This window comes from Sphingomonas cannabina, from assembly GCF_021391395.1.
GTDB lineage: Bacteria > Pseudomonadota > Alphaproteobacteria > Sphingomonadales > Sphingomonadaceae > Sphingomonas > Sphingomonas cannabina.
In genome coordinates this window covers 2422499-2447373 of sequence record NZ_CP090059.1, presented here as the reverse complement: position 1 = coordinate 2447373, position 24875 = coordinate 2422499, and the positions used below count along the sequence as shown (strand labels likewise).

The following is a 24875-nucleotide window of genomic DNA, read 5'->3' as shown; positions in this document are numbered from 1 at the left end:
TCGATGTCTCCGATTGTGCGGCGGCTATTCCGCCGGCTTGGCCGCCGCGGCGCGGTCCAGCGCCAGGTCGGCACGCTCCGCCAGCGTGCGCAGGTCGAGCGGGAACGCCACCGACAGGATCTGGTCGGCGATCGTGAGCGCGGGATGGTTCGGATCGGCCGCGACTAGCGCTTTGGCAACATGGTGGAACGCCAGACGATACGCCTCGCTTTCACGCGTCACCTTGTCGACTTGCGCCTCCAGCTTCTCGATCCGGCCTTCCAGGGCCTCGCGGATCGCCTGCCATTCGCGGTCGACTTTCTCCTCCTGGGCCTGGACAAGCGCCTCACGACGATCGACACGACCCGTCAGCCAGTTCAAGGCCCATCGGATTGCATAAAGGGTCAGTGCAAAGCTTCCGCCGCCGGCAGCCGCCTGTACGCCGAGGTCGAGGAGCTTGGGCTCGTTCACGAATGAAACCTTCCGTGGAAGCAGTGCGCGTCTTCATGGCCGCGGTGCTCGGGCGCCCAAGTCACCATGGGGTCCATGACGTGCATCTCGCAGGTGCCGTCGGCCTTGAGGATCGAGAAGCCGAACAGGGTGTCGCGGCCCGGCGTCCCCGGCGGCGCCGCGGCGCGCAGTTCCCTGAGCGACTTGTGCTCGACCAGGGTGATCGTCACCGTCTTTCGGTCAAATTCCTTCCGCTCGAAAGAATAGCCGTCGGCGCCGACCTGATCGCAGCCGAGGAGCGCCAGCAGGGCGCCGACTAGGACAAGCCGCTTACCCATGCTGCACGTCCACCCAGGGCCGGCCGTCGCGGATCGCCCAGACCTTGCCGATCCGGCGCATGTAGAGCGGCAGCGTCATGTCAGCCTCGGCGACGGCGATCGCCTTGATCCCGCCGCCGTTCGCCGCGGCGATCAGATAGACACCGGTGCCGGCCGCTAGCGCTGCCTCGCAGGCGGCGAGCGTATCGGCGTCGACGTTGACTGGCACCTGACCGGAGAAGGCGATGCGGTCGACCCGCTGGCGCGCCGCTTCGAGCGCCGTTTCCCAGTCGGCGAGGTCAGTCTCGTATTGCGCTTGCGCGGTATCGAACGCAGCCTTTGCCTCGACCCAGGCGGTGTGCGCCGCGGGGTAAGCGGCCACCTGCTGCTGATAGGCCGACAGCGCCTGCCAATAGGCGGTCACCTGAGCGCCCCAGGCAGCGACCCGCTGCTGGTAGGTCTCAGAGGCCTCGCCATCCTCGGCTAGCGGCATATCCCCGGGCGCCGGCGGCGGAAAATCCGGCAGCACCGGCTCCTCGCCAATCGGCGCCGGCGCCTCGGGGCGCGTTCCAATTTGCTGAGCCCAGCTGTCTCCGCCGACATAGGCGGGATCGGTCGATTTCACGACGAAGCCGATTGCCTCCGACCAGGTACGGGTCAGCAGGCCCTCTGCCGTGACGCCGCAGACGTCGCCGGGCGCGATAGTGCCGCACCCTTCGGCCTTCGTCATATATTCGGCGTAGTCGGCGCCATTGACGTTGATCGTGCCGCCCGTGCTGATGGATCGACCGGTCACCCCATCCGTCCCGATCTTAACCGCCGCATTCGCGCTCGATCCCTGCCCGCCGGTGATCGCATAGAAGGTGGCGGTCAAGGCGCCTTCTCCCATGACGTTCAGGATTGCGGCGCCCGCATTGCTCGCAACCAGTTTGCGAATACGGTGCTCGGTTCCATTCGCGATGCCAACGAGCAGGTTCCCCCCGGACGGATTGAGGGATAGCGGCCCGCCGACGCCGCCAGTCACAACATTGATGACACCGGTCCATGTGCCCGATTGAAAGACGAGACCCTGACGAATACCATAGTCCGGATTGTCCGTGTCCTCGCCGATCTCGAAAGGTAATCTCCCAACCGGGTCGACCGGGGCGCTGGGCGGCTTCACCGTAAGTTTGGTACGCGGAGAGGGGCTACCGATCCCAATATTGCCGGAGGCGGCAATCACCGGAAGTTGGCCGGTGAAACGGCAATAGATCGCCCCTCGCTTGAGGAGGATCTGGTCGGTCGCCGCCAAAGTATCGGTCGGCGTCAGGCTGTCAAAAGGCGTCGGATCGGCCATCACATGCTCCTTGCGGCGCGTTTCGCGCAAATCCTGATCACCTCGGCGGAAGCGCCCTCGTCCGCTTTGGCGATGATCGTCCTCACCAGGTCGGCGAGATCCTGTCCGGTTTCCCGAGCCTCGCGCGCGACCAGGCCATCGATTGGCACCCCGGCCGTGATCAGCAGCGCTTCGATGAGCTTGCGACTGTGCGCCCGAGCGATCCGATCGCGGCCGTGCTCGAGGTCGATTGCCGCCAGAACTCCGTCGAGATGCGGCACGATCTCGCCTCGCTCCCAATCCCAGCGTTCGGTCGCGAAATCGATCCGACGTGGCAGCTCGGCCGAGCGGACGCCGTTCGGCGTGCCGCGTGTCCCGGGCGCGTCGAGGCTCTGCAGGAGGTCGCCGCCCTCCAGCTCGATGATCCACCATCTGTCCATGGGTCAGCTCGTGACTACGGCGCCGCTGCCGCTTTCGATGAAGAGTGAAGCGTTGCCGGTCGTGGCGTTGATTGACGCGACGACCCTGAAATCGAAGGCCCCTGTCCCCATCGCGTAGGTGCCAGGGACCGAGATCGATCCGATCGTCGAGTCTCCGGTCGAGTTGTTGTAGGTCGCGTTCGATCCGTCGACAGCAGCGGTGACATCGGTCCAGTTGTTCGCCGCAGCGGGGCTGACCTGCCATTTGGCGATCATCCGCCGAACGACATTCGCCGTACCGCCAACGGTATATGACGCATTGAAGCTCAGGTTAGCCTGCGTCTGCCCTGCTGCCTTGGTGATGGCGGGTATGCGCCCGATCTCGAACATCGTGGTCGATCCGACGCCAAGGCCGGTCGGATCGAACGACCCATTGTTCGAATAGCCCTCGGTGCCGGAGCCCCCACCCGTCGGCGGCGCGGCCAGGACCTTCGTGACGATTACCTTGATCGGTGGCGCCGCCTGATTACCGCGATAGGACACGACGATCTCGTATGAGCCGGTGGCATTGAACCCAGTCCCGATCTGCTGGCGACCCTTCGTCCCCGACCCTGCGGTATTGTCGACTGAGACATTTCCGTCGCAACCGCCGGTCGCGTTCTGGATCACATAAGTCGTCTCGTTCGCGGTGGTGACGTCGATATCGCCGCGCATGACCTTGATCTGGTTGTATTTCGGCAGCACGCCGGCGGCGATGGTGCCCTGGTAGTCCGCCGGGACCTCCATTGTCTGTCCCAGCGTCACGGTGATCTGGTTGGCCGCGGTCTCGTCCGCGAAGTCGGTCACGCCGATCGGCACCACCTTGTAAGGTGTCGACCAGCCCGCGCTGATGCGGTTGCCGTCCCGGAAGTCCGCGCTCGACTGCCACAGCGCGGTTACGCCATCATCCGCCGGCGGCGCGTCGCTCCATCCCGCCGGCGGGGTTGTCGTGCTCGTCGGCGTCGCGGGTTGGGTCGCCGCCCGACGGAACACGATGCTCGTGTATTGCCCGTTGGTGCCGCTGGCACCTTCCTCGCCGACCACGCGAATCGCCGGCCCCCAGCTCGCGCCATTGTCGGCGGACTGACGCTGGTAGACATCGCTCGCCGGATTGAACGTGTCGTGCCAGTTGACCCCGTCAGCCGACCATTGGACGATCAGCGTCTGCGCCGTGATCGCGACGTCGAGTACGGCATAAGCCTCATAGAAGTTCGCCCACAGTGATTGCAGCGCCGCCCCGTTGATCGGGCTGTCCTGCGAGGTGTCGTTGTAGGCCGGGCTGATCGACGCGATGGCTGATGCCAGCGCATTCTTCGCGGACGTCAGGTTGGCGCGCGCGGCGGCGACATTGCCGAAGCTGGCGGCCTTGGCGTCGAGGTTGGCGTAACGCGATTGCGCCTCGCCCCATTCCCGGACGAACTGCGGCTTCTCCCCGCGCGACAGGATGTTGTCGCTGCCGATCGCGGCGAGCTGCTCCAGCGCTTCCAGCGTCCGTTCATCTTCGATCGACGCCCATGGCGCGATCAACAGGGGCGCGTCACCGAGAAGCAACTGGCTCGCGCCAAGCCCGAGCGTGCCGTCACCGGCGAGCCGGATGTACGGCTTGTTCCCGTCGTCGGTGTCGATCCAGTAGTCATTCTCCTTGCTCTCGGCCGCCGTCGGCGGCGTCGGCTGAGGGAAGATCGTCGACTTGCCGTTCGCCAGCGTCTGCGCGAACAGCGCGAGTTCGGTGGCGCCGTCGATCCCGGTGACGCACGGACCGAGCACCAGGCGGTCACCGATGACGCCCGTCACCTTGTAGCGGATGCCGACGTCGTAACTCGTCTCGGGGAGAACGCCCGTGATGACCTTGCGCGTCGTATCGGCGCTCTCGATCGACGCGCCGGTCCAAGCATCATCGCCGCTACCGGTCAGCCGATAGTCGAACACGACGCCATCGGCCGCCGAGTTCGCGACGGCGCCGGTGATGATCAGCGCCGGCGTCTCGAAATCACCATCCGCGACGGTGCCGCCCAAGGCGTCCCAATCCGCTGCATCCGGCGCCGGCACGTCGAGCGGATCGTAATGCAGCGTGGGCGTCGGCGGCGGCGTACCGGTCTGGCCGAGCGCGGCGGCGTGCTTGCCCGCGGTCTCCGTCGCGAGCTTGAGCGTGACGACGCCGGTCGCCGGATCGATGCTGCGACCGCGGATGATGCAATCCTGCTCCTCAAGCAGGAGTTCGGGGACGTCGACGGTGACGCAGTCGCCGATCCGGTAGCCGATGAAGCGCGGCCCGACGTCAAGCTGGATGGGCATCAGCTCCCGGCTGTCGAACACCTCATAGGCTGCAAGGCTGGCCGCCTGATCCGGGTTTTGTACCAGGTCATAGTCGCCGCTGCCGGTGACCTCGCGCCCGTCCTCGGCGACATACTGCGGCACCTGGACAATATCGATCGGGACCATCTCCCAACCGTGCGGCTCGCTGCGAAAGCGCGCGCGAAAGCCGTTGATGCGCTCCCGTCGCGGCCGCGTGCCCGGGATGGCCATGCTGTCGCCGATGACGTCCTTGGTCTCGATCCGCCCGATCGATACCCGCGGCATCTTCTGCAGCGTCGACATCATTGCGCCATTGGCGATCGGTTCGGCGCCGCCCGCCTGCTCGATCATCTTCAACGCGTCCCAGCGGTCCATGCCGCTGTTGAGTTCGCCGCCCGCCTTCCAGCCGTTGGTCTCCTGCACGTTGGCGGCTTCGACGATGCGTGGAAGGTCGATCAGGTCGACGGGCGCGCCGACGCCCATGATCCGCTTGCCGTTATGGAAGATGCCGAGGCGCCACTTCAGCGCATGGAGCGCCGGCGTCTCGCTCCACACCCATGTCGAAGGCTGGTCGATACGGCACGGTCCCGATCCGCCGGGATAGGTGCTGTCGAGCCGGGGGTCATAGACGAACGGGCCTTGGACGATCCAGCCGGGCAGAGGTTCGCCGTTGGCGTAGCGGCGCGCCTTGGTGTCGAACAGCATTGTGATCGATGCCGCCGTATAGCCGGACAACTTGTAGGCCGTGCCCCAACCTGGCACCGTCGCTGGAATGCTGCCGAAGGGCGGATTGACCACACCGTGGCCAAGCGCGCGCGCCTCAGGCGTGGCGCCGAGCTGCCGGTCCTGCCAAAGCCAGCGGGCGTAATAGCCTTGGGCGGACGTGCCGCTGAACGGCACCACCGCGCGATCGGCCGTAAACGCTTCGATTGCCCGCGACGGACCCCCGCCCGACAACACGGCGAAATAGGTGTTATAGTGATTGTCGGTGCCGTAGGTTTCGTGGTGGACGATCGTTCCGCCCACAGCCGTTCGCCCGACGACATAGGGGATCGGCGCGCCGGGATCGATCTTGAAGTTGAGTTGGAGCCCTTGCCGCTCGTTTGACGGACGCTTCGCCGTGAGCTGCGCGCCGATGCCGGCCGCGGCGGCGGTCGCGCCGGCGATCGCGGCGACCTGCGCAGCCTTGAGCCCGAGCGCGATCGGCTGCGCGCCCGGCACGAACATCAGAACGACCGATGCGACGCTCGCAATGGCGCCGACGGCACGGAACACCCCGCTCATGCGCGCCAGGCCCTGATCGCACTGAAATCGGCGATGCGGATCGCCTGCAGTCCGGACGCCATCGCTTCCTCGGAAAACCCGAGCATCGCCCCGTTGCCGGCATAGATGCAGATCGCTTCGAGATCGTCGGTCCCCGCCGAGGTCATCAGGTCGCCGGGAAGTGCCGCTGCAGGCGCGATCTCGACGAGCCCATTGGCCTGGATCGCGTCGACCAGACTGGAGAAGCCCGCGCGCGTCAGCGCCCGGCGCGCGCCTTTGGCGGTCTTGTAGGACCCGGCCTTCGCCAGCCCCGTCACCTTCCGCCCCATCTTGCGCAAGTGCCAGGCCGCCACGCGCACGCAGTCGACGGAACCATAGGCGTGCGGCCTCCCCGCGAAACGCGCCTGCGTGGCGCGCGTCACGGCGACGCGCCGTTCGATCTCGGTCATCGTCCCTCGCTAGAAATAGAGCTGCACGCCACGCCGCGGGATTTGCGGCACCTGCGTCGCTGCGGGCGGCTTGTCTCCCGGCCCCCACAGCTTGTTGATCGGCGTGCCGGTCATCCGCGACATGCCAAGTTCTCCGGGCCAGACCCATTGATGGAAGCTGTCGGAGAGCCGGGCGCCCTCCTCCGGCTCCATCAGCCGTTCGAACACGCTCGCGCAGCGAAAGGTCACCCGACGCGTGCCGCGCTCGACCTCGAGCACCGGCTGATCGACCTCACCGGCGAACAACAGCTCAGGATCGGGAATGACGGTGCCGAGGACCGGATCGATGACTGCGAGCCAGACGCGCACCGGAGCACCCTGCATCGCGGGGCTGACCAGATCCTGAGCCGCAGAGAGGGCCGGCGGCAGCATCGAGATATCGAGGCCTGGCATGACGTCGCCGACCTCTTCGTTGATCATTTCGACCTCGCCGATCGTGCCATAGACGCTGTCTTTGCCGGCGAACACGTCCGCCCCCCATTGGATGGCAGCCGATCCGTCGCACAAGCGCAGCGTGTGGTTCGGCAGCTCGATCCGGACCAGACCGGCCAGTAGCTTGCGCGGTGCGTCCAGCGCCGCGGTCATTTGCGGCGTCATGCGTCCTCCGTAATAGTGAAGCTGAACGAGGTGTGCCGGTTGTCGTCGATCACGCCACCGATATCAGGGGAGATCGATCCCTCCAGCTTGGGGGCGGCAAGCTCGACTGTTTCCCCGCCCGCGAGTGGCACGCGAAGCAGGTTGCGCAGCGTCACGGTCGCCGTGCCGCCGGCGGAAGCAGTAACCTGCTCCTCGACCTTGTCTGCATATCGTTGACCGTTGACGATGAGCGACAGCCACTTGCCCTCCGGGATCACGAAACCCGCCGTCAAACCAGAAATCGCGAGCAGCCGCCCGGCAGCTATATTGGTGGCGACGACGGGCGCGCCCGGATTACCGATGACCAGGTCTGGCTCGGGGATCAGGATGAGTCCCGTTGTCTTCTGGGCCTTATGCAGCCGCGCGCGCCAAATGCGGCCGTCCGGCTCCTCGTGCATCGTTGGCGTAACGATCTGCCACGACCAGCGCGAACCGACCCGGTCGATATGCTGGACCGGGCCGCCGAGCGCCGGCGTCAGCGTCCCGCCGAAGTCGACCGGAACGGGTTGCGAGCCGCCTCCGATCTTCAGCCCGGTGAGATCAACGGCCAATGCGACGCCTCCCGATGTTGGACTGAGCCTTGCCGACCTTGTCCAGATGCCGCACCGAAACGTCGCTGCTGATCGCCTCGACGCGCGGCACGAACATCGCGCCTTCGTCCGCGTAGACCTTCAATTCGATCGGTCCGCGGCCGAGATTGTCGTTGGATATGATCGAGCCCGAGCTGGCCGGAGAGAACAGCTCCGGCCCACGTTCGCCGACCATGTAGGTCTTTCCGACGCTGACCGAGCCTCCCCCAGCACGGAACCCGCCGAAGCTCTTGAACGGATCGAACTCGATCAGGCCGCCCAGGTCGAGGCCGCCGTCGAATAGGCTCGACGGTGCCGAGCCGCCTAGCAGACCGGAGAGCGAGCCCCCTCCGCCACCGCCGCCAAACAGGCCACCGAGCGCATTGCCGAGCGCACCGGTAATCGCCTTCTGGAGCGCGATGCGCGCCAGGTCGGCGATGATCTGCTGACTGACATTCTTGAACACGTCACCAAGGGAGCGCGTGCCAGCAGCCGCCTCAGCGAGCCCGTCGATCAGCCCCCTGATGCCGTCCGTCCGGACACCTTCCAATGCCTCGTTGATCTCGTCGGCGGTGCGGGGGATGCTATCGAGATACTGCCCCAGCGGGCCTTGGTTCTGACGCTCAACGGACGCGGCGGCGAGCCCCTGAAGCTGAGCGAGCGTCTTTTTTCGCTCTTTGGCGATCTCAATCTCGACGGCGCTGGAATCCCGCGAGTTGATGATGCGGTCCTGCTCCGCGTTCAGCTGCTGAAACTGAAGGTCGAGCATTTTCAGTTCGAGGTCTCGCCGCTCCTTTGCCGTGCGCGCCAGCTCCGCTCGAGCTCGCAGGAGATCCTGCTCATTCGCGTTCTGCGCGGAGGCGATCTCATATGCCTGCCGAGCGAGCTCCTCGTTCTCGCGCCGATTGATCAGGTCGTCGCGTAGCGCCTGTGTTTCGTTCTCGATCGCGGTCAGCCGCGCCTTCTGCGCCTGCGTCAGGTCCTTGTCGGTATCGATCGACTGGAGGCGCTGCTGGTGCTCCTTCCAACTGATCTCGCGCTCCAGCGCTGCGCGCTCGACCTGATCGACGGTGAGGTCCTGCTGCGCCTGCAGATAGCCCACCTGCGAGCGAGACAACTCCTCCTGATATTGCCGTTCCCGCCGCGCGGCCTCCTCCGCCTGCCGCTCGCGTTCGCGTTGCGCCTGCGCCGCTTTGCGCGAGGCGGCAGCAGCCTCGGCATCAGATGTGCCGGCCCCGGCTCCACCACGCGCCGCCGGCGCGGCAGGCGATGGGTCGAACCCGAGAGCCCGGATTTGATCGTCCGTGGCGCCCCATCTCTTCAACGCGCCGAGCCGCTGGTTGGCCGGGAGCGTGTCCAGTCGATCCCGGATCCTGTTCGTGGCGAGGGTGATCCGCGCCTGCGCGTTGGCGGATCGCGCTTCGATCTTCTTCTGGTTCGGAGCAAAGGGGCTGAACTGTGCTCCGATCGTCTCCGCTTGCACGAGACGCGCCCGAAAATTCTCAAGTGCTCGAATCGCCGCCGGAACCTTCGCTATGAGGGCGGTTAGAGAATCGACGAACTCGTAGATCGAGTTCACGTTGTTCGCGACGGCGCCGGCGATGTTCGCCTCTAACACCATCTTCAGCTCGGTGAGCTTGTCGGCGGTACGGTCGGCGTTCGCGATTTGCTCCTCGCTGAGGACGATTCCGAGGTCCTGTGCCGCATCTCGCAGCTGATTGATGGACGCCGAGCCGCCGGCCAGCAGGGTGTCGAGGCGCTGCCCCGTGCGGCCGAACAGCTCCATTTCCAGTCGAGCACGCTTTGAGGGGTCTTCGACCTTGGCGAGAGCGTCTGCGATCAGCGGGATCGCATCACCAGCCGTCTGCGCGCTGCGGAGGATGTCGCGGCCGAGGATTCCGCTCAGTTCGGTGAACGCCTGCTTGGGACCTTGGGCTCCATCCCGCGCCTTGCCCATCGTCAGCGTCAGTTTCGAAAGCGCCTTGTCCATCTCCTCTTGCGAGATGCCGGCTTGGCTTGCCGCATACCGGTACTCCTGAAGGTCCTTTGTCGTGACGCCTAGCTGTTGCGCCACCTCGCCGAGGGACGAGGCGTAATCGAGCGCCTTCTGAGCGGCGGCGACAATCGCGCCGCCACCAAGAGCTACCAGTGCTCCGCGAAGGGAGACGGCCGCATCAATCGGCGCACGCAGGGACCGGCCGATCCGGTATCCGATTTGCTCCGCCCGTTTCTCGGCGCGAGATGCGCCCGCCTCGAACTGGGCGGAGTCTAGACCGAGGGTGACGCGCAGAGCGCCGATGATCGACGATGGCATCCGTCACCTCCGAATGGACTTGCGTTGTGGTGCTGGCTACCCTCCCCCGTCTTGGGGAGGTGGCCGATGAAGAAGTGCCCGCAGTGTGCCGAGCAGGTTCAGGACGACGCGCAGGTGTGCCGACATTGCGGCTACCGCTTCGGTTTCCCTTGGTCGAAACTCGTTGGTGCCGCCGTGATCGGGGCGATCGCGCTATGGCTCGTCAATGGGATAGGCTCCGGTCCCAACGGGTCGACCGCACGAGTGGTCGAGCCCTATTCGCGGGAGCGCGTTGTGGAATGCCAGCGCTTGATCGAGCAGGCGCAGAATGCGCGCCTGATCCGGTCAATCAGCTCAGACAACACGCGCATGGACGTGGACGAGCGCCTGTGGGCTGATATACCCGCCGATGGCAAGCGAGGCGTGCTCCTGGCGCTCTCTTGCTCCAGCCTCCGCCGACCTTTGCAGACGACGGAGCACGTCAGCGCCTATGGATACCGCAGTGGCAAGAGATTGGCATTAGCCTCCTCTGTGGGCGTTCAGTTCGACTAAGCGGCAAATTTCACGTTCACCGCGGCGGCCCATGCGCGCATCGCGGCGTCGATCTGTTCTCCGGTCATCGGCTTCGGCTTGTTCCCCAGCATCTTGTCGATGCTCGGCTGTTTGCGCGGATCGGCCTGTGCGAGGACGCCGATCCACTGCGCCTGCCATGCCGACTGACGATAGGCCCGGCGTTGGAGCTCGACGGCGCCGCGCATGATCGACTGATGGGTTCGCGGCGTCTGCTGCCAGAACTCGGAAGGGGGAAAGCCTTGCGCGACCCACCCCTTCAGTGCCCTCAGCCAGCGGTCGCCGCCTTCCGAGGGTTTTCTCGCTCCCCTTTCCCCTCCCCGTCATCGTCAGCTTCATCATCTGCGAGTGCCGCGCGAAACGCCTCGGTGGCGGCAGCGACGGCCCGCTTGACGCCAAGCGCGTCGATCACCTCGCCTGCATGGGCGAGCGTCATCTCCTTCTCGCCGAGGCCGGCCCAGAACAGCGCCCGCAGGGTTTTCATGCTCACGCCGCGATCGAGCTCCATGCCGATCCTCATGATGTCGGTGTCGAGATGGTCCTCGAGCACGCACATCCGGTTGATCGTGAACTGGAGCTCGTAGGCTTTGCCGCCGGTTTCGAACGCTACCCTGCCGTCAGGCGTCGCCATTACGGGGCCTCCTCGATTTGCGTCGGATCGGCGAAGGCGGCGACCTCGACAACCGCTCCGGCAATCCCGAGCGTCATCTCACAGGTCATCTTGTCGTCGATCGGAATGGCGGGTGCCTTCCCTGTCACGATGACGGGGTAGGTATATTGCCGGCCACCGGGCGGCACGACCCTGAAGAGGCGGCGCTTGCCATCCGCCTTCGCCGCGCTGAGAAGCGTGTCCGTCGGCTTTCCGGGCACCCAGTTAATCGTCATCGGGGCGTCGCCGGGATCGATCAAGCCAGAGATGTATTCATGCGTCTCCTCGGGGCTCATGTAGTGGGTGGCCTGAACTTTTGCTCGCTGCTCGTTAGGTAGGCCGACGTTTGTCACCTCTCCGAGTTCGGTAAGAACCGTGGCCTCGGGCGTTGCCTGCATGAAGACCCGAGTGCCATAGCCGATCATGGCCTGTGTTTCCGGCATGGCTATTCTCCTCAGTTGGCCGGTGAGTGCCAGACGAGCCCGTCCAGCGAAGAAACGAAGGTTCGAGAGCCGTCGGGGGCGAGGCCCCAGGTGTGGCGCGGGCCCTCGAAGAAGATGCGGTGAAACCTGACGTTGCCGATCGTGACCGCCCCCTCGGCCGTGTTGATCACCTGCTCGGCGAGAGCGTCGGCGTCGCCGCGGGTACTGCCCATGCAGTCGAACTGGACACGCGTTTCCCGCAGATCCTGTCGGCCGTCGTATGTGCTCGGCCGTGGATCGCTGACCACGAACAACACCAATGCCGGCAGCGGCGAACTCTGGAGGCGCTCGTCACGATATACGCGCCCTTCCGCAAGGCCGGCCGAGATGAGCCGATCGCGCAGCGCCGCAGTCATGGACATGGATCAGCCTTTCCGCGCCGCCTTGCGCGCCAGGCGCTTCGCCGCCTTGTCGATCTCGGCACCGAGCCCGTACTTCACGTTCTCAAGCACTTGCCCGCTGGTTTCATCCCATGCCGGACGCCCATGTGGGTGCGGGTCGACATTGCCAGTCTCGCGTCCCGTCGATTTCTGCTCGCGCTCGCCGGTGCCGTATTCGAGTAGAATGCCAAGCGGATCGTCGGTGCCGGCATAGACCTCGACGAAGGATTTGCCCTCTTTGCGCGCCTGCCGCGCCTGGTTCTTGTTCAGCCGAGTGCCGGTGTGCCAGCTGTCACGATACTTTCCGGCCGGCCTGTCCGGCGTCGCGCTCGGCTCGTCCACAGGTGCCAGCCGCTTCACTGCGTCGACGAAGGGCACCAGCGCGGCCAATCCGGTGCGGCGAAGAACATTGCGCGCGGTCGCCTTTGGAAGCTCGCCGAGGGAGGCATCCAGATCCTTGAGGCCATCCACGCGCACGCTGATGATCGGCCGGGCCATCAATCCGCGCTCGCCACCGCCATGATCCGCAACCCGTCGCGCCGGCCAATCTCCTCGACACGCTGGATGTCGTAGGCTCGTCCTTGATCGGTGGACGGGTAGCGGATGCGGTCCTTCGCGTTCAGGTCCGCCACCCTTGACGACCAGCGAATGACGAACACCGCCGGTGCCGTTGCCGTCACCTGAGCATCTGCAAGGCGCTCCGATCCCTGACCCGGGATGACCTGTGCCGAGACCGACGCGAGGGTGGAGAATCCCTCCACCCAGTCGCCATATTCGTTCTTCACCAGCCCAAACCGCTCGATCCGGATGCGCCGGTCGAGCGTCCCTGCATCGAGGCCGGCCATCAGCGCCACACCCGGAACGGCGCGAGCAGGTTGCGAACCGTCGGCGACATATCGACCTTCGACGACCCCGCGCCGATCACCGCCTCACCGCGGTTGCGGTAAAGGTCGCCGACCATCAGGAGGATAGCGGCGCGGATCGGCGCGGGCAGCTGATCGTAGCCGGCGACGAAGCGGATCGTGACCGCCTCCTCCTCAGAACGCGTCTCCGGCCACGCGCCGCCGAATACAGGCACCAGGCGATCCCCAAGCAGGCGATATGCCGAGCTGTCGAGCGTCTGCTCAAGCCCATTGGTGTCGATGTAGCTGACGGTCGTTACGGAAGAGATCGGCGGGAACGGAAGGATGATCCCGCCGGCATCGAAACGGTCGAGACTGACCTCCAATGTCTGGATGCCCAGGGAGCGGCCAAGCCAACCATCCGGACCGTCGATATGCTGCGTCGCCGCCGCGATCATCGCCTCGACCTCGGCCTGCTGCTCGGTATCGCCGTCAAGCTTCAGATGAGCGTCGGCATCTGCCCAGGTGACGACCGGGTCCGGTGGCACGACGACGACCACGCGCATGATCAAGCCTTCGCAGCCTTGGGCTTGGCGACCGCCTTGTTCTGGTGCGTCGGGGCGGCCTTGTTGGCGATCGGCTGCATGGCCTTCTCGCCTTCCTTCGCCTCGGCGTCGTCGGGATGCTCGTCGTCGCCGACGGCCTCGACCAAGCCGACCGCCAGAAGCTCGGCGGCACGCGCGCGGGTGACGACGTGCTCCGAACCGGCGAGGACGTTCTTGTCAACGTCAGTGCCTTCCTGACCGCTATAGTCGCGGAGAACCTTGATTTTCATCGCTCATCTCCTTTCTGGACCGTCGCGGACGGCGGTCGAGAAAGGAGGGCGGCCGAAACCGCCCTCCGAAGGTCCGAGATGACGTCAGGCGACGTTGCCGAAGTCGCCGTAGATCAGCGCCTCGGGGCGGAACACCGCCAGCGCGATGCGCTCCTCGGCGCGGATCGTGACCAGGTTCTTGATGAAGTTGTCACGGTCCTCGGTGCTCAGCTCGACCGTGGCGTCCTCGCGATCGAACACCTGAGCGGCGAGCTTGAACGCGCCGGTCAGGAACTTGTCGACCGTCATCGCCGGGGTCTCGACCACCGGCAGACGCCACAGGCGCGGCGCTGCGCCATCGGCGGCGTTGCCGATGATGTATTCGCCGATGTCGTTCTTGAGCGTCTCGATCCGCGCCCAATCGATCGGATTGAGCACGTGGCCGGTTGCCGGATATTCGGCCAGCACCGCCTGCAGCATGGCATAGCGAAGCTGGTCGATCATCGTCTCGGCGACCAGCCCGCCGGGCGCGGCATAGGGCGTCGCCTGCGGGATCAGCCCGAGCAGGTTGGCGCCGGTGCCGTCCCCCTTGAGCAGCTGGAGCTCCTCGGCGTAGGCGAGACCGTAGCGCAGGCGCCCGTCGATGTAGGACTGGAGCATCGGCGCATCCGACAGGATCTGCTTCGACGCCTGGACCCAGTGCGCGATCGTCGCGACCGGCAGGGTCTTGAGGTCGAACTTCAGGTCCGACTGCGGCTTCTGCGCCGTCTCGGCGGTCGGCGCGGCGGCATTGGTGAAGCCGGTCTCCTGCACGAACTGGATCGAGTTCGAGCTGGTGCGGCCCGGCGTGATCAGGTCGCGCACCGTCATGCGCCGCTCGGGCGGAGCGACGATACCGGCGAGGCGGTCGGGGACGATCAGGTCGCCGGCCGAACCATCGGCATCGGTCGTGGCCGAGGTGATGATCGCCTTCATGGAGAGGCTGACCGCGCCCTTGGACGGCGCACGCTCCATGAACGCCTTCACGTTCTCGTCGGCAAGGAACATGGCGCCGATCGACTTGCGATCCTCGCCGCCTCCTTCGCCGCCGCGGCGAGCGAGCTTCTGCTCGACCTCGGTCATGGTGGCGGAGAGCTCATTGAACTTGACGAGCGCCTGGTCGGCCTTTTCCTTGGCCTCGGTCGACAGCTGCTCGCCCTTCTCGAAGCGCTCCTTCGCCTCCTTGGCGAACTCCTTCACTTCGTCGGTCGCCGCCTTCAGGTCGCGCGAAAGCTGCTTGATGTCCGGATCCGCGCCGCCGTCCTTGCGGCCGAACTCGGGCGAAGCGAGGGTGCCCGCCGCGGCAGCGGCGATCATGGCATTGGTCTTCATGGTACTGCTCCTAGAGCTTGGGCAGGCGGAAGCCTGCGAGGGTGTCGGAGATGGATTTGAGATCGCCGGCGCTCTCGGACTCGCTCCGGAGCAGGTAATCCAGGCCGTGGCTGGCGATCGCCGCGGCCTGAGACTTCGAGAAGGGAAAAGCCTCGCGCAGTGCCTTCTCGAACTCGGGTTTCGTGGGAAGCTGGCCGCGCTCGAGCTTGAACTTCACGGCTTCGACGCGGGCGTCATCCTTCGCGGGGAAGGTGACGAGACTGACCTCGACCAGGTCCAGCTTGATCAGCGTCCGGATGCCGGTCTTCTCGTCGTAGCTCGCCTGCCGCACCCAATAGCCGATCGACAGGCCGGTGACGGCGCCGGCCTTGAGCAGGGCATATGCCTCGCGCGCCTGCGCGACGTCGTCGATCAGAAGCCGGCCGGTGACCTTGAGCCCGTGCTCGTCCTCCTCGATCGAGGTATATACACCGATCGGCTCGGCCGCGCGGTGCTGCCACAGGACCGGGACGATCCGCCCCTTGGCGAGCAACTCCTGCAGGCTCTCGGTGAAAGCGCCCTTGGCGACGACCTCGCCATAACTGTCCGGATCGCCACCGAACACCGAACCGTAGCCGGTAAACGTGCCGTCCTCGGCGATGTCCGCGGCCTTGATCGACAGCGTGAAGTCGCGAACCTTCAGCTGACCGTGCTTGAAGTGCATCAGCATCACGCATCTTCCTTTTCGTAGAGCGCCGACTTCGCCGGCATCCCTTCCGGGAACAGCCAGTCGATGATCGAGCGCCGGGCGGCTTCGCTGCCGGTGCTGGTGATCTCGCCGAGCTTGGACACGGGAATCATGTTCGACTGGATCGTCAGGTCGTCGCCGCCCTCGATCGGCGGCAGGTTTTCGAGGCGACGGACCTCGTTGCGCGTCATGATGCCGTTCTGGACCATCGCGGAATAGAAGGCTGCGCGACCTGCGCTGTCGGCCCGCAGCAGGCCCTCGAAGTTGAACTCGACGGTCACCGTCAGCCGCTCGGCCGCGGTGAGCAGCTGCTTCATCACCGCCTGCTCGATGCGCTTGAGACGCTCGCGGAGGCCGAACACCATCCATCCCAGCGTCTGCTGCTCGATGCTGCTGCCCAGCCGGGTGTTGCCGGCGGTGTGGCCAACCATATGCGGCGGCACGCCGAACCAGCGGCAGCAGTCCTCGACCGAGAACTGCCGGCTCTGGATCATCTGCGCGTCGTCGGCGCTGATCGAAATCGACTGCCAGCTGAGCCCGGCTTCGAGCACCAGCGGCTTGCCGCTGTTGTCCCCTGCGAACGGCTCGACGACATATTTGTAGATGTCCGCACGCTGGTCCGGCTTGAGAGTCTGATTGTCGTTGGTCTTGAGGACGCCGCTCGGACGCAGGCCGTTCTTATAGACGTGGGCCGCCGCCTCGTCGGTGGACATCGCCAGGCCGAACGAGTTGCGACCGAACGACAGCGTCGACAACCCGCCAAGCGGCGCACCGCCGAAGCCGCGGATATGGAACATCTCGTCTTGGCCGACGGTGTGGGCCTTCCCCTGGTCGACATAGGTATACTGGATCGAGCCGTCGGTCAGACGGCGGACCTGCATCACATCCGGCCGGATCGGCGTCAGCGCCACGATGCGCCGGCCCGCGCCACGTTCGATCCGCGCGAAGGCGTTGCCCCAAAGCTCCAGCGAGACGCAGATGAACTGCCAGAAATCGAGCGCACTCTGGTCCGCGTTCGGGCTATCGTGCAGCAGCGCGTAAAGCGGATGATCCTTGGCAACCTTGCGGCTGTCGCCAGCGCCGTCACGATAGACCATCAGCGGCAGCGACGAGATGGTGCCGGCGACGAGACGGGTGCATGCCCACACCGTCGAAATCGTCATCGCGTCGGTGGCGGTGACCGTTTTGCCCGAGGTGCTGACGCCGGTGAAGACGCCTCTCCAGCTCGCCGGATCGAGGAGGGTAAGCGTCCGCCGGATGATCGCTGCGGCCTTCTGCCGGAAGGTCATGCCGCGGCCCGTGCTCGCAGCGCGGCGAGATAATCATCCATGCCGGGGCTCTCGTCTTCCGGAAGAAGGAGTGGAGCAGTCGCGTTGATCATGGCGTCCACTCCGTCGATCTTGTTCTGACTGTTCGGGGTCTCCTTCTTGGGAAGGAGACTGCCGTCGACGCGGCGATCCACGACTGCGTTGCTGACGTGCCAGGTCAGCACCGGATTTCCGTCATGCCGCAATCGTGCGGGTCCCGCCCTGACGCGCGCTTCGATCGCCCTCGCCGGGTCTGTCGCATTCTTCGCGTTCTTCGCCATCTGGACGGCGAAGGGCTCGTCCGGATCGCCGAAGTCCTCGTTAAGACGGGATGCCATGGCGAGGCCGCTGTTCCACTGGTCGAACGTCGCCTTGCGCGCGGCCAGCCTCTCCTTAAGAGAGCGGATTTGCGCCTCGATCACCCGGTGATCGATGAAGTCCCCTTCGGTCGCGGTGAGGTGCCCCTGATCCACCCATCGTTTGTAGAGGTCAGTCACCTGCTTGATCGCATTGTCCTGGCTCTCGAGCCGCGCCTGCGGGACAAAGAACCAGGGCTTCACCAGCAACTGGCCGTTCCTGTCCGCGGCCAACACGATCGCCGACATGTCGTCGACGTTCGACAGATCGGCGCCGATGTAGCAATCCAGCCCCGCGAAATCGTCCAGCGACAGGGACGGATCGCCGCACTTCACCCACTGGGCAACGTTGAGCCATGCGGACAGCGCGCCAGACCAGATGTTCAGGCGCTTGGTCTTGAAGTCGCCTTCCGCCGCCGGGTTTTGCTGGGCCTCCAGTGCCGCTTCGCGCAACCCCTTGAGATCGACCGCCTTTCCAAGCAGCGGATTCGCCTTGATCCAGAAGCGCTGGTCGAAAGGATCATCGCCGTCCTTCCGATCGTCCCCGTACATCTCAGCAGTATCTAGAGTGAAGATGATCCCGAAATAGTGATCAGCCTCGATCGACCGCTCCAGCACCTTGGTGATGAAGGTCCGCTCCTCGTAACAGGGGCCGTGAATATTCGGGCCGGCCGTGGTGATGATCCACATCAGCGGCTGCTTGCGCGCGCCGAACGCCGACCGCATCACGTCGAATAGGCCGCGGTCAGCGTGGGCGTGGAACTCGTCCAGCGTCACGAGATGCGGGTTGTGACCATCCTGCGATTTCGACTTGGCATGCAGGGGCTGCATGTAGCCGCCGTTGTCGTCGCAGGTGATCGACTTCGCCCACGGCGTCAGCCCGAACGCCTCCTGCAATTCGGGGGTCTTCTCCACCATCCGCTTGGCCGGATGGAACACCTTCTTCGCCTGGTCGAAGGTCGTCGCCACCGTCAGGATCTGCGGCCCGACCTCCCCCTCGCAGCACAGGCAGTAGAGCGATATCCCCGCAGTCAGGGTCGACTTCGCGTTCTTGCGAGCCATCTCCTGATAGACCATCGTGAACCGGCGCAGCCCGGTGTCGCGCCGCCGCCATCCGAATACGACGGTCAGGATGAAAATCTGCACCGGCTCCAGGACGATCGTCGGCTTGTCCCAGACGCCTTCGATGTGCGGCAGCTTCTCGATGAAGTCGCAGACATCGTTGGCGTGCCAAGGGTCGAAGTAATATCCCCACCCCCTCCCCTTCGCCCGCTTCAGGTCGTCGAGGTGGCGCTGCGCCGCGAGGCGAACCCATTTGCAGTGCTTGAGCTGCTTCTTGTCGGCCGCCGCGCGCTTCGCATAGTCGAGCGCGACGGCGACATAGTCACGAGCGTGACCGGTGTCCGTTGCGGGCAAACCTATTGCGGCTCTTGCTCGGGTCATCGGTCACCTTGCCGACCCGGCTCTTTCGCCCTGCGATCCCGAGCAGCTCGGCATACTGTCGCAGCACGGTCAGGTATGCGGCGGGCGGCGGATCGCCGTCGGCATCCTTGAACGCGGCGCGGACCAGGGCCTCCGTCGAGCAGTAGCGGGCGAACAGGTCGCTATCGATTTCGGACGTGCCGGCCGCCATCACGCGGCCGATATTCTCCTGCCAGACTTCGATCGCTTCGGGCGTCAGATAGTCCGGCATGATCGGCGGATCGCCGGGAACGATTATCTCTGTTTTGCCCGCGTCCCGCACCGGCTGGATGGTGCCGCGCGCATCCTTCACGCCGGGCGGCTCCGGCTTCCGACCTCGCTGCATTGATCCCTCGCAACATTCGTGCGCGGCGCTGCGCGAAAGTTTTATCGCCCCGAAAGTTTAATTCGCACGCGCGATTTTTTACCCCCACGCGCGGTTCCCAAGGCGAGCGGCCCCAACTTTCGACCCGCCCCTCCCCTCATCGCCGTCTCCTCGCCCGCGCGCTCTCGCGCGCCGTCTTCGCCACATGACAGGGCCGGCAGAGGCCCTGATAGTTGCTGCGCTCGTCGCCACCGCCTTCAGCCTTGGGGATGATGTGGTCAGCGATGGTGGTTGGGGAGATGCGCCCAGCCTCAAGACACAGGCGGCACAGTGGCTCCTCGATCAGGATGCGCGCTCTCATCAGGTCGTGCGCCCTCCCGTAGCCGCGCTCCTGCTTGGTCTTCCGACGGCTCCAATTGCTCTGCTTCTTCGGCGCACGCGCTCGCTGGCGGAGGTGCGGTGGTCTGTTCGGCATTCGGTCGCTTTCCGGCCTATCGTGGCCGCTGTCCGCCACCGGGTTGCGCTGAGAGCGAGCGACCGCTTCGCACCCGCTGCCGATGTCGGGTGTCAAAGGAGGCGGACAGGGAGGCTGTGATTACGACTATCGGGATCCGGGCAGGCTTCGCACTATGGCTAACGCGCCATCGCGCATCAGCCACCTAACGCAGCGGCCGTTCCCACATGGGCGATGCCCCAGGTACTAACCCCGCCAGCCCGCCGATCCCGTCGGCGATCGCGCCTATTCCACTGCGGAACCAAGCGCGACTTGCACCACCCCATTTGCCATATCTTCTCGCAGCACGAAAGTATCTATCTGGATCTCCATCCAGCCGCCGAAGCCGACCAGAGTGTAGCGGCCATCGCTTTTGCGAACGACGCCGCTTATGCCTGCGAATCCCCCTTCCATCATGCGCAACCGCTGCCCCTCCTCGAGGGGGGCTGCCGACCGGTGGCGGGCCTTTGGCTTAGGAGCCAAGCGTCGCTCCACCTCCCGCAACCGTTCGATCTCAGTATCAGCGAGCAATGGAGCGCGGCCATTGTAGCGGAACACCGAGAACGGGGGATGGTCCCTAGTCGGATCGGACATTGCACTGATGATCGCAGGCAGGTGGCGAGCCCGCGCGAACACGAAAGTAGGAAGGATGGGCGCAGGCCGCTCTACAAATTCATTGCCGCGCTGGCGCTTCGTCCGCCTGATCTCGATCGGGGTCCACACCTCCAATCCCGCCCGCTCCAACGAGGAGGCGACTGACAGCGTGCGCGGGCCCGCCATCCGCAACACGCACCACCGATCGCCGTACTCTCCGCCATTCTCGCCCTTGATCACAGTCCCGCTCCATGCCCTTCCCCTCTCAAAGTCATACCGCATCACGCCGCGGCGCAGCCCTCGTCCTCGAACTGTTCGGCCATCGCCCGGTCGACCTCGTCCTGCGTGAAGGCGCCGACCCTCACGCCGATCGCGCGGAACTCCTTCGACAGCCGCCTGATCGCTGCCGGCGAATAGCGGCGTTCCGGCACCTGCGACGGATCGGGCAGCGCTATAGGCGGATTGGCGATGGCCGCCTGCAATGACCGTAAGCGGCTAAGCGCGGTATGGTGCCGAGCCGCGACCAGCACCGCCTGTTCGCGCACAACCCCTTCGACCTGGCTGATGAACTCCATCGGCCGGTGCAAAGCCTGCCGCGCAGCCTCGATCGCAACGCGGCCGGGCAGGTCGGACAGGGCCGCGACCATAACCTTCACCCAAGCGTCCGCCTGCCCCTCGCTCATCGTCGGCGCAATTTTGGTCGCCAACAGCGCGAGCTCGTCACCGAGGCGGGTGGACATCGCGCCGAACTTATCAGGATCCCGACGCGATCGCCCGTTCGGCTCGATCTGCGTGAGCGGCATCGCCGCCACCTCCTCTCGCTCGACGAGCTTTTGGAGGTCGACACCGTCAGCCATACGCGTCGCCACATCCATCGTCCACGTCGTGGAGCGCGCGAAGTCTGCGACGGCTTTCGATCGGGCCGGAAGGTCGGCCATATCCGCCCGTCGCGCCTCCGATACCGCCAATTCGCGTCCTTGTCCCACCATCTCGCCTATCCTGCTCGATCACCCAATTCGCCCACGTCGCCTGCCAATCCCGCTTTCGGGCGTTGGGGCCGTTCGCGCTCCGCCAGTGGTTCCGGAAGCTCTCGAAGGCGCGCCGCGCCCATTCCTGACCACGCTGCTCGATGATCTCGCCCGACACCGTCTCGCCGCCGAGCCGCTCCGGTTGCCAGTCCTCCGGCAAGCGCGTCGCCTCGCGTGCGCGCCCGTTGCCCGTCCGGGGGGTGAGATTAATTTCTTTCAGGGGGGTGTGGGGGGCGCTTTCTTTATCAAGAGCGGGGGGTGAAAGCGTTACCTCACGCTCGTCACGCGTTACTTCCACGGTGTCACGCGTTACGCGCGTTACACCGTGTGACGTAGCGTTACGGGCCCGGAACTCGCGCTGGCGCCGGGCATTGCCTTCGCGCTTGCGCTCCCGGCGCTCCTCATCGGCGGCATTCAGATCGTCAAGCGCCTCACGGTCGGATGCTGCGCGCGCGGCCAGCATCGCTACCTCAGCGACGAGCTCGGCAGGCGTGCCGACCGCGATCAGGCGGGCGATCAGATGGGCACTCACGATTCCACCACTTCGATGTCAGGATAGCAGGCACGGAACAGCGCCTTGCGCAGCGGCCAGTCTCGCACGCGCATTCCCTTGCTGTCCTCGACCACCAGACGGCCGTCGGCGCAGCGGCGGTAGCGGAAGTCCGGCGTGTAGACGGCTCGCCGGCCGTTATCGTGGATCAGCTGCCGGCCGTTGACCTCGAAGAAATACCGAGGCTCCCGCTCCAGGTCGGCGATCTCGCCGGCCCGCTGGAGCAGGTGCAGTTCGTGGCACCGCTTCGCCTCTCGCGCGGAAGCGTGCATGTGGCCGTGCCCGCAATCCGTCGTGCGAGCGCCGTACTTCTGGCGCGGCTTTCGGCCCCAGCTCATGCGCGCGCCGCCTCCCACTGGAACGCAGCCTGATCGGTGTTGACCGCCAGAGCGATGCGAGCCGGTGACACCCAAACGGCGCGCGGGGATAGCGTGAAGGTCTCGCCAAGATCGGCGAGCAGGATCGCTTCCCCAACCACGCCGGCAACTCCCTCCGCGCTCTCCGGCGGCACAAGATTTCCGATCCACTCGCGCTTCTCGGCATCGCTGGTGCTGTCCAGGTCGAACGGCATCCGCGCCTGCCAAGCGCCGGCATCGTCCTGATAGAACACCTCCTCCGGGTCGACGATCGACTGGAGTGCGGCGAGGTCCATCGTCGTGAACGGACGATGCCAGGTGCCGTCGGTGGCGATGATGCGGGCTACCAGCCGGTCGTCGGGCTGCGGAAGTTCGATCGAGAAATTTGCGTCCTGTGCAAATTGCTCGCGCGGGTCAGCCACCGACCAGTTGCCACGATCGTACTTCGCGAAGGCCGGAACTGCGCCGCTATGCTCCTCCCAGCCGACGACGCCGTAGTGACCCTGTGTCGCGTAGCCAGTCCGATGGTCGCCGTTCAGAGCTACCGGCCGCGGATCGGCAACGGCTGACGCGCCGTTCTCTCGGCCGCCTATGACGGCGCGGCTGGGCTTGCCGGCCCACTCCTCGACATGGTGCTTGCCGTGCAGCTTGGAAGCGTCGGGGCCGCCTCGAGGATCGGCAACAGCGAATGCGCCATCGCCCGTCGTCGACGCGCCGATGACCGTTCGGCACTGCCCGTCCCACGGGGTGATCTTGTATTTCGTCGTGGTGTAGTCGCGGTCGCCCATGCGCGGATCGGCGACCGCGGCGCCGCCGCCAGGACCGCCCGGGCCAGCGACGGCCGGAGCGGCGCTGTCGAACGGGACGACACGGAACACATTGTTGAAACGCGGCTTGCCGGTCACGCGGGGATCGCTGACGGCATAAGGGCCGGTGCCGACGCTCACGTCACCTTTGACGCAGGCGGCGGGCTGATCCCATGCTCTGACACCGAGCTGGACCGACTTCGGATGACCGTCGATGCGAGGGTCCGCGACGGAGAATGAGCCGGTCGATGGCTTGGGCGACGCGCTGACGGTCGGCGCCGTGTCGTCCCAGCTGTTGACGCCAAGGACATGCCGATGCGTCGCCTCTCCATATCCGGGCCGCGGATCGGCAACGCTATGCGCACCGTTATGCGGTCGGCTCGCGCCAGCGACGACGCGGGCGGTGTCATCCCAGCTGCGCACTCCGAGCGCTTCGTTGTGCCAATCGCCGCCGCGCGGGTCGGCGACGCTATGCCGGCCGTGCAGCGGCGAACGCTGGTTACCGATGATCGTACCGGCCGTCTCGTCCCAGCCCATTACGCCCAGGACACCGTCCCGCAGCTGCTGGTCGGGCACGATGCCGTAATCACGCAGCACCCCATCGACCACGGCGAGCTCATTGAGCGCGCGCCAGTCGCGGCCGGCCGGCACCAGCGCCAGGCGCATCCACGTCTTCCACTGGAGCATGGGAACGCGGTGCATCGGGCCCGCGACCGGATCGCCGGGCAGCGGCAGTTTGCCGATGACCTCGCCGACGCCGCGCAGCCGGCGCTGCTCCGGCTCATAGACGAAGTTGGGGATGATCTCGAACTGGCGCGCGATCAGCAGGAAGCGCTTGCGGCTCTGTGCAAGCCCCTTCCGGGCGATCTTGCCGCAATCGTGCACGGTCTCCGCGACGTTGTAGCTGTAGCCGCGGAGGATCGCGCAAATCTGGTCGAGGAAGCCGCGCCCGCGCGTCTGGATCCTGGGCACGTTCTCGAACAGGATGATCGGGATCGGCCCGTCCTTGAACGCTTCGCATATCAGCCAGACGCCGCGGAGCGTCAGCGCGTTGAGCGCCTGGTACTTGTCCGTCAGCGATTGCTTCGAGCTGAGCAGCCCCGAGAAGCCCTTGCACGGCGCCGACAGGAAAATGACGTCCGGCCGGATGCCATCGGGCCCGCACAGCGCGCGGCGGGTGTCCGCCGGCGTAGCCTCCCGCCAGCCGCGCGGCGGCTCCTTCCCGTGGAAGGCGATGTATTGCTCCCGCGAGAACAGGTCCATGACGGTGCCGGGCGTGCCGGTGAGCCGCTCGAAATTGCGGATCGCGCCGGCATCTACGTCGATACCGCCCGTGCAGACGAACTTCGCGACGACGTTGCCGACGCGCGCCTTGGCCATGTTGAAGCCCTTGGCGGCGCCACCGATGCCGCAGAAGACATGGGCGTGACGGATGACGCGGGTGACGGTGGGCGACGCGAGCATCAGGCCAACGCCTCTGCGTCCTGCACAATGCGCGGGTCGCCCATCGTGGAACCGACACGGTGCCCCGGCACCGGAAGCGGGAACGGTGCTATGTCAGGAAGGCGAGCTGGCGGATTTGCCAATCGACGGGCATCGACGATTATCCACGACCACCGGCCGCTCAGCGAGAGCTCGGCTAGGGCGGCACGCGCGGCATCCAGGTCACCTGCCAGCACGGCCGCGGCCATCCGGCATTCG

Annotated in this window: 29 protein-coding genes; 1 reads left to right on the top strand and 28 read right to left on the bottom strand. The window is 65.8% G+C overall.

Annotation, left to right across the window (positions count from 1 at the left end; all coding sequences use genetic code 11):
• Nucleotides 1-24: 24 nt before the first annotated feature.
• Genes LZK98_RS11605 through LZK98_RS11565 form a run of 9 tightly spaced genes read right to left on the bottom strand, consistent with a single transcriptional unit; the run spans nt 25 to nt 10084 of the window.
• The gene (locus LZK98_RS11605; RefSeq protein ID WP_233782517.1) at nt 25-450 is read right to left on the bottom strand and encodes a hypothetical protein; all 426 of its coding nucleotides are present in this window, start codon (nt 448-450) and stop codon (nt 25-27) included.
• Entirely contained in the window at nt 447-767 is a 321-nt protein-coding gene (locus tag LZK98_RS11600) for a hypothetical protein (protein WP_233782516.1), read from the bottom strand. The genes LZK98_RS11605 and LZK98_RS11600 overlap by 4 nt, the downstream gene beginning before the upstream one ends.
• Nucleotides 760-2082, bottom strand: coding sequence for a hypothetical protein (locus LZK98_RS11595; RefSeq protein ID WP_233782515.1), 1323 nt, complete (start codon nt 2080-2082; stop codon nt 760-762). The genes LZK98_RS11600 and LZK98_RS11595 overlap by 8 nt, the downstream gene beginning before the upstream one ends.
• Nucleotides 2082-2501, bottom strand: a complete 420-nt coding sequence (locus LZK98_RS11590; protein ID WP_233782514.1) for a hypothetical protein — start codon at nt 2499-2501, stop codon at nt 2082-2084. The genes LZK98_RS11595 and LZK98_RS11590 overlap by 1 nt, the downstream gene beginning before the upstream one ends.
• A gap of 3 nt (nt 2502-2504) precedes the next feature.
• Nucleotides 2505-6098 (bottom strand): phage tail protein, encoded by a 3594-nt coding sequence (locus tag LZK98_RS11585; RefSeq protein WP_233782513.1) that lies wholly within the window; start codon nt 6096-6098, stop codon nt 2505-2507.
• The gene (locus LZK98_RS11580; RefSeq protein ID WP_233782511.1) at nt 6095-6526 is read right to left on the bottom strand and encodes a DUF6950 family protein; all 432 of its coding nucleotides are present in this window, start codon (nt 6524-6526) and stop codon (nt 6095-6097) included. Before LZK98_RS11580 ends, LZK98_RS11585 begins: the two co-directional genes overlap by 4 nt.
• A gap of 9 nt (nt 6527-6535) precedes the next feature.
• Nucleotides 6536-7150, bottom strand: coding sequence for a hypothetical protein (locus LZK98_RS11575; RefSeq protein WP_233782510.1), 615 nt, complete (start codon nt 7148-7150; stop codon nt 6536-6538).
• Between the two features lie 8 nt (nt 7151-7158).
• The gene (locus LZK98_RS11570; RefSeq protein ID WP_233782508.1) at nt 7159-7752 is read right to left on the bottom strand and encodes a hypothetical protein; all 594 of its coding nucleotides are present in this window, start codon (nt 7750-7752) and stop codon (nt 7159-7161) included.
• A complete protein-coding gene (locus LZK98_RS11565) occupies nt 7742-10084 on the bottom strand; it encodes a hypothetical protein (protein WP_233782506.1) in 2343 nt (780 codons plus the stop codon). Before LZK98_RS11565 ends, LZK98_RS11570 begins: the two co-directional genes overlap by 11 nt.
• A gap of 66 nt (nt 10085-10150) precedes the next feature.
• On the opposite strand from LZK98_RS11565, the gene LZK98_RS11560 reads away from it, so the two are divergent.
• Nucleotides 10151-10615 carry a zinc ribbon domain-containing protein gene (locus tag LZK98_RS11560; protein ID WP_233782505.1) on the top strand — a complete coding sequence of 155 codons (465 nt, stop codon included), beginning with the start codon at nt 10151-10153 and terminating at the stop codon, nt 10613-10615.
• On the opposite strand, the gene LZK98_RS11555 is transcribed toward LZK98_RS11560, so the two are convergent.
• The 19 genes from LZK98_RS11555 to LZK98_RS11465 form a co-directional block, all read right to left on the bottom strand.
• Nucleotides 10612-10821 carry a hypothetical protein gene (locus LZK98_RS11555; RefSeq protein ID WP_233782504.1) on the bottom strand — a complete coding sequence of 70 codons (210 nt, stop codon included), beginning with the start codon at nt 10819-10821 and terminating at the stop codon, nt 10612-10614. The genes LZK98_RS11560 and LZK98_RS11555 overlap by 4 nt on opposite strands.
• An 80-nt stretch (nt 10822-10901) precedes the next feature.
• Nucleotides 10902-11264, bottom strand: a complete 363-nt coding sequence (locus LZK98_RS11550; protein WP_233782503.1) for a hypothetical protein — start codon at nt 11262-11264, stop codon at nt 10902-10904.
• The gene (locus LZK98_RS11545) at nt 11264-11725 is read right to left on the bottom strand and encodes a phage tail tube protein (protein WP_233782502.1); all 462 of its coding nucleotides are present in this window, start codon (nt 11723-11725) and stop codon (nt 11264-11266) included. The genes LZK98_RS11550 and LZK98_RS11545 overlap by 1 nt, the downstream gene beginning before the upstream one ends.
• 11 nt (nt 11726-11736) lie before the next feature.
• Entirely contained in the window at nt 11737-12126 is a 390-nt protein-coding gene (gene gp17 / locus LZK98_RS11540; RefSeq protein ID WP_233782501.1) for a tail completion protein gp17, read from the bottom strand.
• 3 nt (nt 12127-12129) lie between these two features.
• Entirely contained in the window at nt 12130-12642 is a 513-nt protein-coding gene (locus LZK98_RS11535) for an HK97 gp10 family phage protein (RefSeq protein ID WP_233782500.1), read from the bottom strand.
• Complete coding sequence (locus tag LZK98_RS11530; RefSeq protein ID WP_233782498.1) at nt 12642-12989, bottom strand: phage head closure protein; 348 nt, start codon at nt 12987-12989, stop codon at nt 12642-12644. Before LZK98_RS11530 ends, LZK98_RS11535 begins: the two co-directional genes overlap by 1 nt.
• Nucleotides 12989-13552, bottom strand: a complete 564-nt coding sequence (locus tag LZK98_RS11525) for a head-tail connector protein (protein WP_233782496.1) — start codon at nt 13550-13552, stop codon at nt 12989-12991. Before LZK98_RS11525 ends, LZK98_RS11530 begins: the two co-directional genes overlap by 1 nt.
• A gap of 2 nt (nt 13553-13554) precedes the next feature.
• Nucleotides 13555-13821 (bottom strand): hypothetical protein, encoded by a 267-nt coding sequence (locus LZK98_RS11520; RefSeq protein WP_233782495.1) that lies wholly within the window; start codon nt 13819-13821, stop codon nt 13555-13557.
• An 84-nt stretch (nt 13822-13905) separates the two neighbouring features.
• Nucleotides 13906-15171, bottom strand: coding sequence for a phage major capsid protein (locus tag LZK98_RS11515; RefSeq protein WP_233782493.1), 1266 nt, complete (start codon nt 15169-15171; stop codon nt 13906-13908).
• 10 nt (nt 15172-15181) lie between these two features.
• Nucleotides 15182-15880 carry an HK97 family phage prohead protease gene (locus LZK98_RS11510; RefSeq protein ID WP_233782492.1) on the bottom strand — a complete coding sequence of 233 codons (699 nt, stop codon included), beginning with the start codon at nt 15878-15880 and terminating at the stop codon, nt 15182-15184.
• Entirely contained in the window at nt 15880-17187 is a 1308-nt protein-coding gene (locus tag LZK98_RS11505) for a phage portal protein (RefSeq protein ID WP_233782490.1), read from the bottom strand. Before LZK98_RS11505 ends, LZK98_RS11510 begins: the two co-directional genes overlap by 1 nt.
• Complete coding sequence (locus tag LZK98_RS11500; RefSeq protein WP_233782488.1) at nt 17184-18707, bottom strand: terminase large subunit; 1524 nt, start codon at nt 18705-18707, stop codon at nt 17184-17186. Before LZK98_RS11500 ends, LZK98_RS11505 begins: the two co-directional genes overlap by 4 nt.
• A gap of 238 nt (nt 18708-18945) precedes the next feature.
• The gene (locus tag LZK98_RS11495; protein ID WP_233782487.1) at nt 18946-19335 is read right to left on the bottom strand and encodes a hypothetical protein; all 390 of its coding nucleotides are present in this window, start codon (nt 19333-19335) and stop codon (nt 18946-18948) included.
• 169 nt (nt 19336-19504) lie between these two features.
• On the bottom strand, nt 19505-19708 hold the full coding sequence (locus tag LZK98_RS11490) for an HNH endonuclease (protein ID WP_233782486.1): 204 nt from the start codon (nt 19706-19708) through the stop codon (nt 19505-19507).
• A 378-nt stretch (nt 19709-20086) separates the two neighbouring features.
• Nucleotides 20087-20674, bottom strand: coding sequence for a hypothetical protein (locus tag LZK98_RS11485; protein WP_233782485.1), 588 nt, complete (start codon nt 20672-20674; stop codon nt 20087-20089).
• A 41-nt stretch (nt 20675-20715) separates the two neighbouring features.
• A complete protein-coding gene (locus LZK98_RS11480) occupies nt 20716-21291 on the bottom strand; it encodes a hypothetical protein (RefSeq protein WP_233782484.1) in 576 nt (191 codons plus the stop codon).
• Complete coding sequence (locus tag LZK98_RS11475) at nt 21284-21994, bottom strand: DUF5312 domain-containing protein (protein WP_233782483.1); 711 nt, start codon at nt 21992-21994, stop codon at nt 21284-21286. Before LZK98_RS11475 ends, LZK98_RS11480 begins: the two co-directional genes overlap by 8 nt.
• Nucleotides 21991-22350: a DUF1064 domain-containing protein gene (locus LZK98_RS11470; RefSeq protein WP_233782482.1), complete on the bottom strand. Its 360-nt coding sequence runs from the start codon at nt 22348-22350 to the stop codon at nt 21991-21993. The genes LZK98_RS11475 and LZK98_RS11470 overlap by 4 nt, the downstream gene beginning before the upstream one ends.
• On the bottom strand, nt 22347-24638 hold the full coding sequence (locus LZK98_RS11465; RefSeq protein WP_233782481.1) for a DNA cytosine methyltransferase: 2292 nt from the start codon (nt 24636-24638) through the stop codon (nt 22347-22349). The genes LZK98_RS11470 and LZK98_RS11465 overlap by 4 nt, the downstream gene beginning before the upstream one ends.
• Nucleotides 24639-24875 lie beyond the last annotated feature (237 nt).

What these genes read in the sequence shown, in the direction of transcription:
- LZK98_RS11590 (WP_233782514.1), bottom strand. Translation starts at nt 2,501, where the DNA reads ATGGACAGATGGTGGATCATCGAGCTGGAGGGCGGCGACCTCCTGCAG.
- LZK98_RS11550 (WP_233782503.1), bottom strand. Translation starts at nt 11,264, where the DNA reads ATGGCGACGCCTGACGGCAGGGTAGCGTTCGAAACCGGCGGCAAAGCC.
- LZK98_RS11585 (WP_233782513.1), bottom strand. Translation starts at nt 6,098, where the DNA reads ATGAGCGGGGTGTTCCGTGCCGTCGGCGCCATTGCGAGCGTCGCATCG.
- LZK98_RS11490 (WP_233782486.1), bottom strand. Translation starts at nt 19,708, where the DNA reads ATGAGAGCGCGCATCCTGATCGAGGAGCCACTGTGCCGCCTGTGTCTT.
- LZK98_RS11515 (WP_233782493.1), bottom strand. Translation starts at nt 15,171, where the DNA reads ATGAAGACCAATGCCATGATCGCCGCTGCCGCGGCGGGCACCCTCGCT.
- LZK98_RS11530 (WP_233782498.1), bottom strand. Translation starts at nt 12,989, where the DNA reads ATGGCCGGCCTCGATGCAGGGACGCTCGACCGGCGCATCCGGATCGAG.
- LZK98_RS11510 (WP_233782492.1), bottom strand. Translation starts at nt 15,880, where the DNA reads ATGCTGATGCACTTCAAGCACGGTCAGCTGAAGGTTCGCGACTTCACG.
- LZK98_RS11575 (WP_233782510.1), bottom strand. Translation starts at nt 7,150, where the DNA reads ATGACCGCGGCGCTGGACGCACCGCGCAAGCTACTGGCCGGTCTGGTC.
- LZK98_RS11555 (WP_233782504.1), bottom strand. Translation starts at nt 10,821, where the DNA reads ATGCGCGGCGCCGTCGAGCTCCAACGCCGGGCCTATCGTCAGTCGGCA.
- LZK98_RS11580 (WP_233782511.1), bottom strand. Translation starts at nt 6,526, where the DNA reads ATGACCGAGATCGAACGGCGCGTCGCCGTGACGCGCGCCACGCAGGCG.
- LZK98_RS11535 (WP_233782500.1), bottom strand. Translation starts at nt 12,642, where the DNA reads ATGGCCCGGCCGATCATCAGCGTGCGCGTGGATGGCCTCAAGGATCTG.
- gp17 (WP_233782501.1), bottom strand. Translation starts at nt 12,126, where the DNA reads ATGTCCATGACTGCGGCGCTGCGCGATCGGCTCATCTCGGCCGGCCTT.
- LZK98_RS11545 (WP_233782502.1), bottom strand. Translation starts at nt 11,725, where the DNA reads ATGCCGGAAACACAGGCCATGATCGGCTATGGCACTCGGGTCTTCATG.
- LZK98_RS11480 (WP_233782484.1), bottom strand. Translation starts at nt 21,291, where the DNA reads ATGGCTGACGGTGTCGACCTCCAAAAGCTCGTCGAGCGAGAGGAGGTG.
- LZK98_RS11560 (WP_233782505.1), top strand. Translation starts at nt 10,151, where the DNA reads ATGAAGAAGTGCCCGCAGTGTGCCGAGCAGGTTCAGGACGACGCGCAG.
- LZK98_RS11520 (WP_233782495.1), bottom strand. Translation starts at nt 13,821, where the DNA reads ATGAAAATCAAGGTTCTCCGCGACTATAGCGGTCAGGAAGGCACTGAC.
- LZK98_RS11595 (WP_233782515.1), bottom strand. Translation starts at nt 2,082, where the DNA reads ATGGCCGATCCGACGCCTTTTGACAGCCTGACGCCGACCGATACTTTG.
- LZK98_RS11465 (WP_233782481.1), bottom strand. Translation starts at nt 24,638, where the DNA reads ATGCTCGCGTCGCCCACCGTCACCCGCGTCATCCGTCACGCCCATGTC.
- LZK98_RS11600 (WP_233782516.1), bottom strand. Translation starts at nt 767, where the DNA reads ATGGGTAAGCGGCTTGTCCTAGTCGGCGCCCTGCTGGCGCTCCTCGGC.
- LZK98_RS11470 (WP_233782482.1), bottom strand. Translation starts at nt 22,350, where the DNA reads ATGAGCTGGGGCCGAAAGCCGCGCCAGAAGTACGGCGCTCGCACGACG.
- LZK98_RS11565 (WP_233782506.1), bottom strand. Translation starts at nt 10,084, where the DNA reads ATGCCATCGTCGATCATCGGCGCTCTGCGCGTCACCCTCGGTCTAGAC.
- LZK98_RS11505 (WP_233782490.1), bottom strand. Translation starts at nt 17,187, where the DNA reads ATGACCTTCCGGCAGAAGGCCGCAGCGATCATCCGGCGGACGCTTACC.
- LZK98_RS11525 (WP_233782496.1), bottom strand. Translation starts at nt 13,552, where the DNA reads ATGCGCGTGGTCGTCGTCGTGCCACCGGACCCGGTCGTCACCTGGGCA.